Origin of the sequence: Chryseobacterium lathyri (assembly GCF_019970085.1) — a bacterium.
GTDB lineage: Bacteria > Bacteroidota > Bacteroidia > Flavobacteriales > Weeksellaceae > Chryseobacterium > Chryseobacterium lathyri.
Genome location: NZ_JAHXYG010000003.1, coordinates 110,188 through 126,403, shown reverse-complemented (window position 1 = coordinate 126,403; position 16,216 = coordinate 110,188). Strand labels below are relative to the sequence as shown.

At 33.4% G+C, this 16,216-nt stretch carries 16 protein-coding genes and 1 pseudogene; 6 read left to right on the top strand and 11 right to left on the bottom strand.

The window, feature by feature from the left end; genetic code table 11:
* Nucleotides 1-107: 107 nt before the first annotated feature.
* The 5 genes from LC418_RS10000 (at nucleotide 108) to LC418_RS09980 (ending at nucleotide 4,293) form a co-directional block, all read left to right on the top strand.
* Complete coding sequence (locus LC418_RS10000) at nucleotides 108-1,121, top strand: NAD-dependent epimerase/dehydratase family protein (protein ID WP_223558976.1); 1,014 nt, start codon at nucleotides 108-110, stop codon at nucleotides 1,119-1,121.
* Nucleotides 1,122-1,160: 39 nt separating this feature from the next.
* Entirely contained in the window at nucleotides 1,161-1,733 is a 573-nt protein-coding gene (locus LC418_RS09995) for a Crp/Fnr family transcriptional regulator (protein WP_223558975.1), read from the top strand.
* A gap of 95 nt (nucleotides 1,734-1,828) precedes the next feature.
* Complete coding sequence (locus LC418_RS09990; protein WP_223558974.1) at nucleotides 1,829-2,527, top strand: DUF1826 domain-containing protein; 699 nt, start codon at nucleotides 1,829-1,831, stop codon at nucleotides 2,525-2,527.
* Nucleotides 2,528-2,621: 94 nt separating this feature from the next.
* Nucleotides 2,622-3,089, top strand: a complete 468-nt coding sequence (locus LC418_RS09985; protein ID WP_111959641.1) for a cupin domain-containing protein — start codon at nucleotides 2,622-2,624, stop codon at nucleotides 3,087-3,089.
* Nucleotides 3,090-3,480: 391 nt separating this feature from the next.
* Nucleotides 3,481-4,293, top strand: a complete 813-nt coding sequence (locus LC418_RS09980; RefSeq protein ID WP_223558973.1) for a helix-turn-helix domain-containing protein — start codon at nucleotides 3,481-3,483, stop codon at nucleotides 4,291-4,293.
* A 4-nt stretch (nucleotides 4,294-4,297) separates the two neighbouring features.
* Here LC418_RS09980 and LC418_RS09975 read toward each other — a convergent pair whose 3' ends face one another.
* From LC418_RS09975 to LC418_RS09945, 7 genes are all read right to left on the bottom strand, one after another.
* Nucleotides 4,298-4,654, bottom strand: coding sequence for a helix-turn-helix domain-containing protein (locus LC418_RS09975; protein WP_111959637.1), 357 nt, complete (start codon nucleotides 4,652-4,654; stop codon nucleotides 4,298-4,300).
* An 18-nt stretch (nucleotides 4,655-4,672) separates the two neighbouring features.
* The gene (locus tag LC418_RS09970) at nucleotides 4,673-5,113 is read right to left on the bottom strand and encodes a transposase (protein WP_111959635.1); all 441 of its coding nucleotides are present in this window, start codon (nucleotides 5,111-5,113) and stop codon (nucleotides 4,673-4,675) included.
* 49 nt (nucleotides 5,114-5,162) lie between these two features.
* Nucleotides 5,163-5,975, bottom strand: coding sequence for a hypothetical protein (locus LC418_RS09965; RefSeq protein WP_223558972.1), 813 nt, complete (start codon nucleotides 5,973-5,975; stop codon nucleotides 5,163-5,165).
* A 598-nt stretch (nucleotides 5,976-6,573) separates the two neighbouring features.
* Nucleotides 6,574-7,449, bottom strand: coding sequence for a helix-turn-helix domain-containing protein (locus LC418_RS09960; protein WP_111959631.1), 876 nt, complete (start codon nucleotides 7,447-7,449; stop codon nucleotides 6,574-6,576).
* Between the two features lie 669 nt (nucleotides 7,450-8,118).
* Nucleotides 8,119-8,931, bottom strand: a complete 813-nt coding sequence (locus LC418_RS09955; protein ID WP_223558971.1) for a helix-turn-helix domain-containing protein — start codon at nucleotides 8,929-8,931, stop codon at nucleotides 8,119-8,121.
* Between the two features lie 55 nt (nucleotides 8,932-8,986).
* A complete protein-coding gene (locus tag LC418_RS09950) occupies nucleotides 8,987-10,402 on the bottom strand; it encodes an aldehyde dehydrogenase family protein (RefSeq protein ID WP_223558970.1) in 1,416 nt (471 codons plus the stop codon).
* A 430-nt stretch (nucleotides 10,403-10,832) separates the two neighbouring features.
* Entirely contained in the window at nucleotides 10,833-11,621 is a 789-nt protein-coding gene (locus LC418_RS09945; protein ID WP_223558969.1) for a PhzF family phenazine biosynthesis protein, read from the bottom strand.
* A 325-nt stretch (nucleotides 11,622-11,946) separates the two neighbouring features.
* Between LC418_RS09945 and LC418_RS21105 the strand changes: the two are divergent.
* Nucleotides 11,947-12,135, top strand: a pseudogene (locus tag LC418_RS21105) (AraC family ligand binding domain-containing protein); the annotation flags it as partial.
* A 9-nt stretch (nucleotides 12,136-12,144) separates the two neighbouring features.
* Here the strand turns inward: LC418_RS21105 and LC418_RS09935 are convergent.
* The 4 genes from LC418_RS09935 to LC418_RS09920 all read right to left on the bottom strand — a co-directional run bounded on the left by LC418_RS09935 (nucleotide 12,145) and on the right by LC418_RS09920 (nucleotide 16,140).
* Entirely contained in the window at nucleotides 12,145-13,650 is a 1,506-nt protein-coding gene (locus LC418_RS09935) for a tetratricopeptide repeat protein (RefSeq protein ID WP_223558968.1), read from the bottom strand.
* A 180-nt stretch (nucleotides 13,651-13,830) separates the two neighbouring features.
* Complete coding sequence (locus tag LC418_RS09930) at nucleotides 13,831-14,973, bottom strand: glycosyltransferase (protein ID WP_223558967.1); 1,143 nt, start codon at nucleotides 14,971-14,973, stop codon at nucleotides 13,831-13,833.
* Between the two features lie 81 nt (nucleotides 14,974-15,054).
* A complete protein-coding gene (locus LC418_RS09925; protein ID WP_223558966.1) occupies nucleotides 15,055-15,489 on the bottom strand; it encodes a transposase in 435 nt (144 codons plus the stop codon).
* A 21-nt stretch (nucleotides 15,490-15,510) separates the two neighbouring features.
* Nucleotides 15,511-16,140, bottom strand: a complete 630-nt coding sequence (locus LC418_RS09920; protein WP_223558965.1) for a LysE family translocator — start codon at nucleotides 16,138-16,140, stop codon at nucleotides 15,511-15,513.
* Nucleotides 16,141-16,216: the final 76 nt, after the last annotated feature.

Below are 16,216 nucleotides of genomic sequence, written 5' to 3'. Positions count from 1 at the left end.
TATTGAGATGGCTTTATATTTTTATCGCAGAAACCGTCATTATCTAACAAAAGTCAAGTGCATTGGCAAACAGTTGCAGGAACTTTGTGTCATTAAAATAAGCAATTATGATACAGAAAAATCTGGCTTTAGTTTCCGGGGCCAACGGACATTTAGGAAATAATCTGGTAAGATTCCTGATCAATAAAGGAGTTCCTGTAAGAGCCAGCGTAAGAAATATTAATAATAAAGCACCATTTACAGGATTGGACTGCGAGGTGGTACAGGCAGATATCACCGACAAATCGTCTTTTATAAAAGCTTTACAGGGAGTGGAAACATTCTATGCAGTGGGAGCATCTTTCAAGCTGTGGGCACAGGATCCTAAAACAGAAATTTATGATGTGAATATTCAGGGAACAAAAAATACTATTGAAGCCGCAGCAGAAGCAGGCGTAAAACGTATTGTTTATGTAAGTTCTATAGCGGCATTAGATTATACAAAACTCCCTACCAAAGAAAGTTACGGCTACAATCCTGACCGCAGGGATATGTATTACAATTCTAAAAACGACGGCGAAAAGCTGGCATTTGAACTGGCCAGAAAACTGGGAATAGAAATAGTATCCGTGATGCCTTCAGCAATGATCGGAAGTGAGGCTTTTTTACCGCTGAACGTTTCTTATGGAGTTTTAAAGCTCATTCTCAATAAAGAAATCCCGGTAGATACTAAAATAACCCTGAACTGGATCGATGTAAAAGATGTTGCAGAAGGTTGTTACCTGGCTGCACAGAATGGCCGTGACGGAGAACGCTATATCCTTGCCAATGAGAAGTGTATGACCATTACAGACACTACTATCTTAGCCAATACATTATTTCCTGAGCTAAAGATCAAAATTCCCGGTTCAGTGCCTAAAGTTATTTTATTTACTATTGCCGGAATTATGGAGCTTACTGCTAAAATACAGAAAAAGCCACCTGTTCTGACCCGCAAGGATATTGCGATGTTTTCGGGTTTGCAGCAAGATTTTGACATTACAAAATCCAGAAAAGAATTGGGATTCAACCCCAAAAGTCCGGAACAGGCAGTAAAGGAAGCACTACTTTATTTAATGGAGCATAAAGAGCTATTGAAATAGTTGTTGTAAATTTGAATTTATAACCATTTGTAAGGTACGATGCAGCAGAAATTAATTGATTTTATCCAGTCCGGACATCCTCTTTCCCAAATGGATAAGGATTTGATTTTTCAATATTTTGAACCGGTACTTTTTCCTAAAAACCGTATTATTGAAGAAGCGGGAAAAGTACCGGAATACCTTTATTATATCATATCAGGCTATCTACGCCTATTCCATTATAACGAAAATGGAGATGAGGTAACAACGCACATCAATTGTCCTCCGGGATTTTTTACCTCCTATTTTAATTTCATAAATGCAACAAAATCTAATGAAAATGTTGAATGCATCACTGAATGTGAGCTCCTACGAATCACCAGGACGGATCTTGATTCTTTAACTTCAAAAAGTGAAGCTATGAAAGATTTCAGCATAGAAGTTTTTCAAAAATCTATTGTCTATAATGAAACCCGATCCACTGAGCTCGCCACTCTTTCCGGAGAAAAACGCTACAGGAAACTTATTGAAAATTATCCGGGAATCCTGCATAATGTGCCTATTACCTATATTGCTTCTTTCCTGGGAATGAAGCCTGAAAGCCTGAGCCGTATCCGCAGGAAACTGATATAAAATAATCTCCTCATAAAATCCAAATAATATCTGGTATTGGCCTTCATTATCTTATAGCCTAATCCTTATTTTTGCAGAACATTAAGCAATTTATTATGAATCTAAAATTTTCTGACCACAATCAAATTGGAGTAGTTTCTACTTTTTCTGAGCTTATAAATACCAATTTTCAGGGAGCGATGAATGCAGTTTGCTGGGACAGAAATTTAGACGGTGATTTTAAAGAAATTGTGTCTCAACTTCAATTAAAAGAGAATATTACGGAAGTTTCCATTGAAGATCTTTTAGCACTGCAGCTATCAGAAGAAGGGAATGCTGCAAGGGAAATTATCTTGAGTGATTTAAAGCAATTAGCTGATTTCGGAGCCTCCCCTTCCCTTAATTTACTCAAAAGTTACGAGCGAGATGAGGAGTTCGATTTTATTTCAACCGATGTATATTCGTATCATGTGGACCGCTCGCCTGTTGGTACCCAAACTTTTTTATGTACCTACCATGGTGCTGCAAGTGATATCTTACCTAATGATCAGGCTACACAAAAAATCCTGATTCCGGAAATCCGGGAAAAGCTTAAAGAATTACATGACGGTCCGGAAGCAGAATTCGAAATGTTCCTGAAAGACTGTTTCTTCGATCTGCATTATCAGCCCAAGTCCAATGCCCAACCCATAAATTTAGGATCAGGGCATCTTTGGAAATTGGCAGTAGATCATCCGGGGCAGCAAGTCCTGCCTTGTATTCATAGGGCTCCTGTTGAAAGGGATGGTGAGTATAGGCTGTTGCTGATTTGCTAAATGGTTGATTTTTCAATAAAAGCTGTTTTGCTTGCATTCCTGTATAATTTTTGGTAAATTGATGTACATTATTTTAAATCAATATCTAACTCACATGGCTGATACAGTTATATTATCTGAAGGAGCGGAATTCGATCACGTTATACAGGAGGTTTCAAAATACATCCACCTTTATGTAATGGCCTTTGAAAAGGAAGAGCGAAGCATTATACGCATAGATAAACGTGAAAAAATGTATGGCGGAAACGGAACTGTATATATGATCCAAATGTTCGATCAGAATGAGCTGACCAATAATCGTCTGGGTGCTTATATGGTTCTATTAAATACAGGTGATGAATCCGGGTTTCATACCCACAATGAAAAAAATGAAGAAGAACTATATATTGTTGTACATGGAGCCGGAGAGTATCGTGAAAGAACCGGAACTCAGGGACCGGAGCGAAAAAAAATACTTCAAAAAGGAGATATTACAGCCATCAGTTCCATAGGCTATCATTCTATTGAAAACATCGGAGATGAACCTTTGGTTATGTTTGTTATTACGACTAATAATCCTTAATAAAGAATAAAGCTTAACATCCATCTCAACTAAGCCGTAAAATATTGGAAAGGTTTTGCCTTGCGTTCACAGAGCTCCTGTTGAAAGGATGCTGCTTTTGATCAGTTAGAAGATTGGTATTTATTAAGTATGATATGATTAACATTTTTTGTATCTCCGGATCATCTCTTATTCCATTTTATCTTCGCTTCTCGCCTGAAGGCAAAAGGTTTTCTTTATTGAAAATAATTATCATTTTTTTTCGGAAATTGATAACTGACGCGAGATTATTTGCCATATTATTGTGTTTTCATGATAACATCGTTTTAAAAAAAATATATTGATAGGTATTCCCACAATCATTATGAGTTCCGTTTTTTATCTCATATCTTATATCTTCATTTCCTGTACAATGGAGGTTGAAAAGAAAAAAAATTTAAATGTCTCTTCTGAAATTTACAATTGTACACATGTAAATAACCAAACAAAATCATGGTCACATCCAAAGCTTCAAGAATTTTTAAAGATATTTACTGTTAACCCTATGTTTCTAGTGTTAGGGAGCAATAAATCAAAAACAGAAGGAAGTGATATAGCTTGCATATGCAGCCAAAAGATGAAGGAGCTCAATTTAATGGTTAAGGATTGCAAAGGATGCCTCAGGCCAATTGGGAATCCGACGCAGATTAAAATTTTGATTTTATGCTTAGCCGCTTCAATAACGATAATTATCGGTTTAATCATATTCATCAGAATAAAACCAAATACAAATAACAATTCAGACATTTATTTGCCTGAAAAAAGCACAGAAATAAGCCCCACAGAAATACCCGATGCCAAATTACCAAATTCAATTAGTAGCAGTACTGAACTGTTGATCCTGGAAAAGCTAAATAATTTTGAAGATAATAACATGTTTACAAAAAAGGGGGTCACCCTTGGCAATCTTGCTACAGAGTTTGGAACGAATGTAAAATATTTATCTGCAATTATTAAAAAATATAAATCTGACAGCTTTAAGACCTATATTAATACTCTCAGGATAAATTATATAATCGGCAAGATGGACAGTGATATTTCTTATAAAAAATATAAGATAAGCTATCTTGCAGAAGTTACCGGCTTTGCCACCGCTTCTTCGTTCACCAAAACTTTTAAAGAAATTACAGGCCTCCCTCCATCCTTATACTTTGAAAATAAATATGATAAATCGGTTTCCGAATAATAAACTAATTGCAGCTTTCAGTAACTGAAATCAAGTGGGTATATTTTTTTTTCCACTTGGTTATCGTATTCCTGCTTAATTTAAAGATTGAAGCAGTTCGCATATTACTTAAATCGTTTTTAATTTGGTAATTTAAAATCTTTGAAATACTGTGTTTATTATATGCTTTGTGTTTTTGATTCAAAGTGAATGTGTCCTTATCAATACCTCCAAAAATTTTTTGATTCAGCTCAATTATATCGAATTGAGATAGCTCATTTTTACTTAAAATCGGCATACAGACATCTTTCCTGTCCGGAAATTTTTGTTCAAGTATATCTAAAAAGATCAGCTTATAGTTTGGTGTAAGATTCTTCTCCATATCATTATCTTTATTGATTTAAGCTTCTGTACTTTCATATTTAGATATCCATTTATACAGGGTTGTCTTTGGGATTCCGTACCTATTTATAATTTGTAATTTTGTCATTTCTCCGGAAGAAATCTTCTCCATGATAAAGGCTATTATTTCCACTGTATACAGATTTTTATGCAATTCTGTCCTTGCTGGCTTTTTCACCTCGTCATCTTCACTGCTGAGACGAGCCTTTGCTTTAGGAGAATATAATATCAGGTGCTGAGTGTAAACCCTGAAAAAATCGTACTTTAAAAGCTTGCACCAGCTGAGAAGGATCTCTGCATCCAAAGTTTCAGCTTCATACATTTTGTTGATTTCGTTCATGTCACATTTGAAAAACCTGCAGATATGGCTTGTTTTAAGTCCTGATTCCATGACTTTTAAATCAATTAATTTCCCGATATGTATTTTCTTATAATTCATGCCCTATTGCCAATCATCAGGCAAAGTCTTTTAAGTTCAATGATGGATACTAGTCAGAAACTTTATATACAGATACTGACACTTTACTATCGGTGAGTAATGATAAATTAACGTTTCCAGTTTCAACAGCAAATGTGATTGTTTCACCAGCATTCAGCGGAACAATAGCTCCAAGAGTAGTGGAAGTAACAGGTACCGAAGCAAGTGTGACACTAAGAATAGATACACGGACAGCATCAATAATTTTCTGCTCAAATACAGTATTGCCATTTTTCAGGATACCTAACCTTTTACCCCCTAACACACTTAAATCAACACCACCCGCCAACTGAACTTCATACTTCACATCATAAAGTCCTGTTTTTGGAGCTGTATAAACTCCATTGTTGAGAAGCGTAGAAATTCCTGTTTTAGTGTCTGTTGATGTAAGGCTTATTTTATTCCAGCTTGTCCCGGAAATACCTAAATTTATTAACGACCAAGCACCATTTTTACTTGCAAAAAGTGTCGTTCCCGTTCCGCCTGTCTCTTTATTACCATTCAAGACTGCCCAGACATTGTTAGGAGCATCATAATAGTAATAGCCTGATGCTGTGACTTGCACTGTTTTGGGTGTTGACGTCCCAACGGGCGCTGTAACATACACTATAGCTCCATTTTGAACATTACCGTACACAGAATCTTTTGCTTTTAATTGATCTCCTGTAATTCTTGGAGGTAACAGTCCATCAATTGAAGTAGTTATAGTTGGATTTCCTACAATATCCATCGTTGCAGAAGGATTTGCGGTATTTACTCCCACCTGTGCATAAAATACTGATGTTATGCCTACAGTGAATGCTAATAATGAGTTTTTTTTCATGGTATATATTAGATTTGGTTGTAAAAATTACTAGTTATTAATGCTCACAGAGCCTAAAGATGCTCTAGCATTAACAATGTAAAAGTCAACACAAAATCACAGGCATACAAACGAATATCTACCCATTTTCGGAAATCTAATTGATGAAATTTCCGAAAACAGCTATATCTTTTTAAAGTAATAATGACGTTGTTATCGCTATGAATAAAGAATAAGAAGATTATTCCTCTGAAGTAATTATCGTTTAAAAACTATAGACCTTGAATAAGGAGTCCAAACTTTGCCGTTTTGTCTTGCTAAAATATAATAGCTATCCTTTTTCAGAATATCACCATCCAACTAATTAATTTGATCATTTTTATGCGCTTATATATCAATAGTTTTGGATAAAAAAGATTTTAATTTGTATTCATGAAAAAATATAATTCAGCTTAAGCTTTGGCTGGCTGATTTGGCTTTTTAGAAATAATTTTTTTTTTCATCATTTGTGTTGTTACCACACCTAATATAATAAAAGGTGTGGTTTTTACTTCATTAAAATCTAATTTGTTTAAGAAATCAAGCCTTATGATCTGACCATATTAAGCTTATAAAGGAATTATTTTTTTACTGAAAGGGATCTAAATTGAGATGGAGTTAAGTCTGTTTTGGATTTAAAAAACTTAATAAAATTGGTTACCTCTTTAAAGCCCAGCTTATAGGCGATTTCACTTATACTTTTATCCTGGTAACAGAGATTTCTTTTGATTTCCAGAATCATCCTGTTGATCAGCCATTGTTTTGGGGTTTGTTTTTCTTCCTCTAGAAAAGCAATTTGAAGTGTTCGCAAACTCACATTTAAATTTTCAACATAAAATTCTAATGTATGCCTTTGGTGGATATTTTTATTAACCATAGACTTGAATTTTGACAGTAACAGCTTGTTCTTGGAAACATCGAGCTTTCTATCTTTATACTCTGATAAGTTTTCTGCAATTAAAAGGATATTGAATAAGTAATTATTTAAAATAGCAGACTGAGCTTCATGATAGGGTCTCTTAAGCTCATCATTTATAAAGCTGAATAAGGCGGAAATCTCATCAAATCTTTCCCTTACATCAAAATACGGTAAATTTAATGGATCATTAAATAAATCTGATTGTCCAAAAAACTGGGTCTGGCATAAATTATTTGTACAAAAAAAGTCTTCAGTAAAAATTAACACCCTCCCCTTGTAATTGGCAGGCTCATGAAATTGAGTCACTTGATTTTGAGTAACAAAAAGCATATACTTTTGTTCTATATCAATGGTAGTAAAATCTATGGTATGCTTCCCCTCGCCTTCGTCGAAAAGATAGATGACATTAAATTCTGTTCTATGTGGCTGGAATAGCTCGGAAGACCGTAGTAATAGCAACTCCGATATGCTTTTGGTGTTGATATAAGAAACACCATTATCAGCATTGAGAAAGGGCTCGATTAGAAATTCTTCCATAATTCATATTTTATTTAAACGAAATGATTAATGCTGATATATTACAGTTTTTTATATTCATATTTAAAAACTTAATCGGATACCTGCCAAACTAATGTATTATGAAGGAATATTTGTAATAAAAATTCCTGCCACAACTACAATGTGTATTCAAAAAAAACTGCACCTATACCGATGCAGTTTAAACACAAATGATAAAAAAATATCTAGAATCTCTTAAGTCCTCAATTATTTTAAACCTATACAACTCTTTTTGAGTACTGCTACAAAAATAATTCCTCAAAATGAAATCATTTCGATAAAAAAACGTATAAAAAAGGTAAATATGCGAATTGAAGAAATAAAATTTTCTCTTTAAATATTTAAAAAGTTAATATGTTTCTCTAATTGGTAGAAAATTAAGATACATTTTCCCCTTATGATCTTTATTTGCATACTTAACTGGTGACAAATTCAACTGATTTGTCGTTCGAGGAAAACTTCATAAGTATCAAGATTTCAGTTACTATCTTTGCAATCTAGAAAATCAACTAGCCAACGAGCTGGTAAGAAAATTGAATCTTTACTTCCGATCAATGGTGAGGTGAATTAATTTTAAATAGAAATTATAATGCAAAACAAGTGAATATTACCAATAACATCAGAAAAAGAAAATAAGGATAAAAAAGTTTAAGTACTGATACCTCTCTCAATTTTTGTAGGACTGTACCCAAACTGTTTTTTAAATGTATAAGAAAAATGTGAAAGATCCTCAAAACCCAGATCAACAAAAATATCAGACGCGGATTTGCCTTCTTCTTTTATCAAAAAATGAGCTTCATTCAGACGTTTTTGCAGAATCCATTTATGCGGTGAAGACTGAAATATTTTTTCAAAATCACGTTTAAATGTAGCAAGACTTCTTCCTGTGAGATAAGCAAAGCGTTTGAGATTAACATTGTATCTATAGTTCTGATTCATAAAGGCTTCCAGATCAATTTTAAAAGGCTCGGAAAAATCAAAAAGGATATTTTTCAGTTCAGGCTGGGCTTGCAATAAAATTAAAAGAAGTTCTTTTATTTTCAGGTCAATCAGAGACTGATTTTTCAGGTTACTTTCCAGAAGTGTCTGTAAAGAGATCATAAAATTCTGAAGTACAGCATTGACTTCGATAGGAATAAGAGACTTTGCCGTAACCGAATGTTCAGTATGAAGATTATATTCTTTCGAAAAGTTTATTAAATCTTCATCACTCAAATAGATATTCATACTTTCAAACACACCGTTTTCAGGTGGAATTTTAACAAACTTCACTAACTGATTTTTTCTGATAAGATTAAAATCTCCTGGATTTGCGGCATAAGTGCCATTACTATCTGACAACATAAAACTACCCGAAATCTGATACGAAAGAGTATGTTTCGGAACAAAATTTTCGCCTTTCCTATTCAGTTTGTGATAACAGGAGTAGACAATATCCTTAGTTTGTAATCTGTTGTTCATATCGAAAAATAAAAGCATTACCTATTGCGTAATGCTTTATCAAATTTACAAATTATTATTTCAGAATTGCTTTTGGTTCAAGGTAAGCTTCCAAACCATAGGTACCGTATTCTCTTCCGATTCCTGATTGTTTAAAGCCACCAAAAGGAACCAATGGATCATGATTGAAACCATTAATACAAATTCTTCCAGCATCAATTTGAGAAGCAACATGCATTGCTCTTTCTGGATCTGCTGAACTAATATAAGCAGCCAATCCGTAAGGTGAATCATTTGCAATTTCAATTGCTTCATCTTCTGTTTTATAAGGGATGATGGATAAAACCGGACCAAAAATCTCTTCCTGAGCGATTCTCATTTTGTTGTTGACGTTGGTGAAAATTGTAGCTTTTACAAAGTTTCCCTCTTCTAGCCCTTCAGGTTTTCCTTCGCCGCCGGCAAGTAATACGGCGCCTTCCTCCAAACCTAATTTAATATAACTTTGAACTCTGTCAAACTGTTTCACACTGACCATCGGGCCAATATGAGTATCCTCATTCTGAGGTAAATTAACAATGATTTTGTCAACAGTAGCTTTTGCAATGGCATTTACTTTATCCAGTTTATTTTCGGGTACCAAAAGTCTTGTCGGTGCAATACAAGCTTGCCCACTGTTCATATAAGCTCCATAAACTGCCATTGGAATGGTTTTTTCCAAATCTGCATCATCAAGAATAATGTTCGGAGACTTTCCACCCAATTCCAAAGTGACACGTTTCATTGTATCGACAGCAATTTTTGCAATTAGTTTCCCAACTGCTGTAGAACCTGTGAATGAAATTTTAGAAACGTCCGGGTTACTGGTCAATTCTGTGCCAACCACATTTCCCAGACCTGTCACGAAGTTGATGATCCCCTCCGGCAAGCCGGCATCATGAAATGCTTCCATCAAAACCTGAGTCTGCAGACTGCTCATCTCGCTAGGTTTGATTACAACGGTACATCCTGCTGCAATCGCTGTAGCAACTTTGCTGCAGATGGAGCTGTTGCTGGAATTCCAGGGCGTAATGATTCCGACTACACCAACAGGTTGTAATTTCACGAATGAAGAATTGATGGTTTCTTCAAATTTGTACGTCTGAAGCACTTCTATCATACTGTCGAACCAGGCTCCGGTATGCTTACTGCTCATCGTAACGAATTGGCGTGTACCACCATATTCTTCAATCATGATATCAATAAAATCCTGTTGCCTTTTTTCGACTGCAGTTCTTAATTTTCTCAAATAATCAATGCGTGTAGCAACTGTAGATTTAGAAAAACTTTTGAACGCAACTTTTGCCGCAGCGATTGCATTTTTCGCATCTATTTCATCAGCTAATGTGACTTCTCCGATCTTTTGATTATTAGATGGATTGATCACATCAAAAATTTCTGCCCCGTGTGGAGTAACAAACATACCGTTGATGTAAATTTTATTTACTATTTTCATTTTGTTGATTTTAATGATACAAATTTAGAATGATGACTTAACTTGAACTTTGTAGAAAAGCTCAAATTAACTTTGTAAAAAAGCTCAGGCCATAAAAGCAGAGATAAGGATTATCTTGCCACGAATACATTGGTTCTAAAAACAATGGTCATGGTAAGTTCATTCTAATTCATATGTTACATTTACGTTTCCCTAATCTAATGCCTCTGACAACCCTGTAAGATCGTTAACCGGGACTAATTTGATTACTATTAAAAATGGCGCCGCTTATCTAAAAGCGGCGCCATTTGGTTTTTGGCCAACAAGATAGGGCTTATCTAAGCACTTCTTATAAGACCGGGTTCGTTTGAGTCAAATTAAAAGTGATGACTAAGTCCTTTCTCGTCCTTATGTTTGAGTTGTTAGACTATACAGCCTGATCAGAATAACATTATTCTATCCATAAATGTCCCACAGAATAGGTTCTGGCTTTACCTGCCACAATCACTCTTTCATTTTTGTTTTCACAATAGAGCTGGCCGCCTCTTTCCGATAGCTGGCGGGCGAAAAGCTTATCTTTTCCTAATCTTGATGACCAGAAAGGAATAAGCGAGCAGTGTGCAGAGCCGGTTACAGGATCTTCAAGAATAGACGACTGCGGCGTAAAATATCTTGAAACAAAATCACTGTCAGTACCTGCTGCTGTTACAATAACGCCTCCCGGGTCCAGATTGATAAGGTCAAAAACAGATCTTTCAATTTTGATTTTTTTTATCTCCTCCTCAGATTCGTATACCAGAACATAGTCTCTTGATTTGAAGACTTCCTTAGGCTGGATATTGAGAGATTGGGTGATAATATCCGGAAGAGCAGATTCTTCAGGCATTCTTGACGGGAAATCCATATAATAAAATCCATCTTTTACTTCGACTGTTAATTCACCGCTTTTAGTTTGAAAAACCATTCTGTTACTCTGATGGTTTAAGATGGAAACTAAGCAATGAGCCGCGGCAAGAGTAGCATGCCCGCACAGGTCCATTTCTATTTCAGGGGTAAACCATCTCAGGTGAATGGTATTGCCATTATCAATAAAGAAAGCTGTTTCTGCCACAGCATTTTCACTGGCTATTTTTAAAAGTATCTCATCAGGTAACCAGTTTTTTAACAGAACAACACAGGCAGGGTTCCCATGGAAGATCTCATCTGTAAAAGCATCTATTTGATATAATTCTAACTTCATGATAGACAAAATTTAGGTCTATAACAAAGATAATTTATTTCCTGAACCTGAACCCAATTGAGTTTATATAAAACATGAAGCTCAACATCGATGGTATCTAACCTTCCAAAAATTTCAATACAAAATTTTGCTTTTTTGATTTGAATATTTTGAGGTGTCTTGCAAAAATTGTAAGTTATCGAACTCATTATTTGATCAACATCCTATGTTTAAAATTTATAATATTGAAGATTTTAAGTCTGAGAAATCTATAGATAACGAATTCATGTTTGAAAGATTTGAGGATCTTAATCGCCCTCCTGATCTACAATAGCCTCATAAACATAGTTTTTATGAGATACTGTGGCTTACTTCAGGCAGTGCTGTCAATAGGGTTGATTATCACCAAACAGAAATTGGGCCCAATACTTTATTTTTTATTTCACCTGGCCAGCTTCATCAGATGTCAACGACAAAAAAAGTGAAGGATAATTTCCTTCACTTTTTTTGTTTGCAGTTATGTGAGATGCTATGAAAATAGTGATCAGATAACTTTCAGCATCCAGGTATAGATATCAATATTGGTAGGGATATTGAGTTTTTTCCTTAACCTGTATTTCTTACTCTCAACAGAGTTTATCGTAACATTTTTGTACTGTGCTATTTCTTTTGTTTCAAATTTTAATTTCATTAAAGCACAATACTCCAGATCTGAATGGGTAAGTGTCGGATTTATTGTCAAAAGCTTTTGATCAAATTCAGGAAATGCTTCAGAAAATTTTAAATGAAAAGATTTATCCTTACTCTGGACTAGTTCAATAAGCTCTCTTAAGATTTGAACCTCTTTTTCAGGTTTTTCTTTTCCCTGTTGAGAAGTTTCGTCAGAAAAATAAGATTTTTCATCGGCAACTGGTAATTCATTATTTTTGCTTGCTTTACCTTTAGTTTTTTGCCTCTCGACAAAAATATAAAGTATGCTGGCTGCTATTAATACTAGGACTACAGCAATAATATAATTGTAATTTTTACTACTTTGTGTCTCTTTTATACTTTTGTTTTGGGTAGATATTGCATTATTTAAGATTTTTTTTTCAGCAGTAGAAATACTGTCCGTAATATTCTGAACTTTTGAAAGGTATAATGCCTGATTTTTGAAATCATTAAGACCTAGATATGATTCCGCCATCCCCTTATATACATCTTTTAATTCTCGTGAGAACAATTTATACTCATGGATAAGTTGCAAAGATCTCTTAAAATATTCTATAGCTTCGGTATAATTCTTCTTTTTATTTTCTATAAGACCCTTAAGATTATAAAATTGAATAAAAAATGATTTATCTTTTTCATTTTTCATGATAAGCTCAAACTCATTAATAAATTTTTCTGCTTTTCCAATATCATTTCTTTCAACATATATTGATCCCAAATTCAAAGCAAATGTGGCCACACGAAGGTTTCTATATATATACTTCTTTTCTATTTTTTTTGATTCGACATAAGCCTTATGTAAATAAAAAACCATTGAATCATTATTTGCTTTCGGGGCAGTAGAAAAGTTTATTGCTATCGATTCATATATTGTTGATACTATAAAATGTCTATCATCTTTGACTGAAAAATTATTTACGATGTATAAGCTTTTATCCAAAGCTTCACGTGATCTTTTGCTATATCCTAAATTTGAATAGATAACTCCTTCAATCATAAGGAGTTTAGCCCACCATTTGTAGTCTTTAGATTCCTCAGCTAAAGTTAAACCTTCCGGAATTCTTTTTAAAGCTTCTTCATAATTCTGTTCATCAGCATAAATTCCACCCATTCCATAAATACTACTCAATATACCGTTATTATAATCAATGCTTTTCGACTGATAATATATCTCCGTACATAATCTTAGCATTTCTTTAGTTCCTTTATTAACAATAGCATTTTTGTCAGCTACAATTGCTATAAGACTGTCTATACTTTTTTGCTGTTGTATTTTATCTTGTGAATAGAATAAATTGCTAAAAAGGATAAGTATTAAAAATAAAATTTTAGTTTTCATTAGCATAGATTTTTGAAATAAATCCAAAAATTCGAGATTTCTCTTTAGGTACTAAACCTCTATGCATTAATCTAAGTTCACAACCCATTTATTTGCATTTTTACAATATAAATTTACAAATTAATTAGGTTTGGTGCATTTTAAAATAAAAAATTAAAGGATAGACGCAAAAAAAATACTTTATGATAGGATATTTTGTACTTTTTGATAGATTTGTTCATTATGCACATCAAAATCAAATTTCGTTTGATTCTTTTTGATGTACTCTACCAATCCCTTTTGCTCAATAAAAGATTTCATGGCTTCTTTTAAATCTTCTTTTGAAAAATTTACAATCAGGCCAGTCTCATTATGTATAATCATTTCCCTTATACCCCCTGAATCCGTACTTATGATAGGTTTATTAAGGGCTAGGGCTTCACCTATAGCCAAAGGATAAGCTTCGTAGCGAGATGGTTGGATGTAATAATCCGCAGCTGCCATATAAGGATAAGGATTTTCTTGATTGCCGAGCAGGATAAATGTACTATCTACCCTTTTTGTACTTATTTTTTCTTTTAATTTTTCATAATCAATGCCCTGTCCCACTATAAAAATATAATGGTCAACACCCTCCTTAATAAGTTCGGTATGAGCTTCGAGGAGTACATCATACCCTTTTTGGAAAACCAATCTCCCAGTAGATACAAAGATATGCTTTTTACCCATTAGCATTTTATAATCAGAAACTGATTCAGCTGCTTTCGATATAATCTTTTTATAATCAATTATATTATAGATACATATTCCATTAGAAATAGCATTGTTAGAATATAGTTCTACATTTTGATAAGTTGTTTCAGACACAAAAACTGAAATATCACATTGTTTCATATACATAATGATATTTTCCGCCTGTTTTTTGGATCTAAAAAAACGAATATCTGAATGAAACCAGTTAATTTTTTTTGAAGATTTAAAGGGACTATTAACAAGGCCTGGCAAATTGAAATGCATAAAAGCAATCTCTATATCTGGAACGTTGTTTAGTTTATTTCTTAATAGAATGGGGAAAAAATTATATAATTCAAGAATAAACCTTCTCAATATAAGCTGAAAAAAAAATAACACTCTACAATTGGATAGTTCTTCTCGTCCTTTTGTTATATAATATAAATTAATATGAGATGGAATTTCTTTCTTCAGATCCCCCTGATTAATGTTAAGTAATAAGGAAATATCAAATTTATCTTTATCTAACCGATTCAAGAGTTCTAGTAATACCTTTTGCACACCCCCCATTTCCATCGAGCGTAACCTGAATAAAATTTTCTTTTTTTTCATAAATGACAATTTAATAAAGAAAATAATTTTTAATAAAATTTTTAGGATAGTTCTTATCTGCTTTATGCTTATTCAACATACTTAAAAACCATTGTGATACTTGCTGATCCATTTATATAAAGTTGTTTTTGGGATTTTATATTCTTCTATAACCTGGCGCTTGGTTTTTTTTCCGGAACTGATAAGTTCAAGTATAAAATCAATAATTTCCTTGGTATAAAGACTCTTCTTTTTGAACTGTGGAAGAGATACTTTTTTATCAGAAATAGTAGAGCTAAGCTTGCTTGGGGGAGCATACAATATCAGATATTGGGAATAAATTCTAAAAAAATCATATTCAAGCAAAATACTGAATCTTAATATTAGATCACTCCCCAGAAATTCTCTGGAGAGTATTACTGCCAATTCTTCATCCGTACATTTGATGAATTTACAAACACGATCTGTTTCTATTTCACGGCCTTCAATGAGATGCTTAATTAAAGAGCCTATATGAATATTTTTAAAATCAGTCACGGTATTATTGTAATATATCTGTTATTTTTTTGATAATAATAAGGCCATACCTAAACTTGAAAGAACACCCACTTTGCTCCATTTGGTAATTTTCCAAAATTTATTATCATTTACATATTTTGTAAGTCTGCTCGCTAATATTGAAATTATGAAAAAGACTAAAAAAGCCTGTAGCGCAAAAATAATTCCCAACAGAAACATTTGTAATGTGATGTTAAAACCATTTTTACTAATAAACTGAGGTAAAAAAGCAATGAAGAATAAGGCAACTTTTGGATTTAAAACATTCATTAAAAAGCCCTTTTTAATTAAATAAGCTACATTGTTTTTATTTTGTACTTGATCATCAACCAGAGTCAATTCAATTTTTTTTTCTTTTAAAGACATAAAAGCCAGATAAAACAAATAAGCAGCACCTATATATTTAATAATGGAAAATGCCATCGCTGATTTTTGAATAATAATGGACAAACCAGTTGCAGCAGCAGCAGTATGCACTAAAACTCCCATTGCTAAACCTAACGAAATAGCAATTCCGTTTTTTTTACCTTTCGTTATACTTTCTGTTAAAACAAATATATTATCCGGACCTGGAATAATTGATAACAGTAATGATGCAGTCAAAAAGGAAATAATTAACTGTACTTCCATATGTAGTGTTTTTAATTTAATTTTTAAAAGTTAATATACATGCCATCTGATTTCAGCTTTCTTACAATAAGCAAAA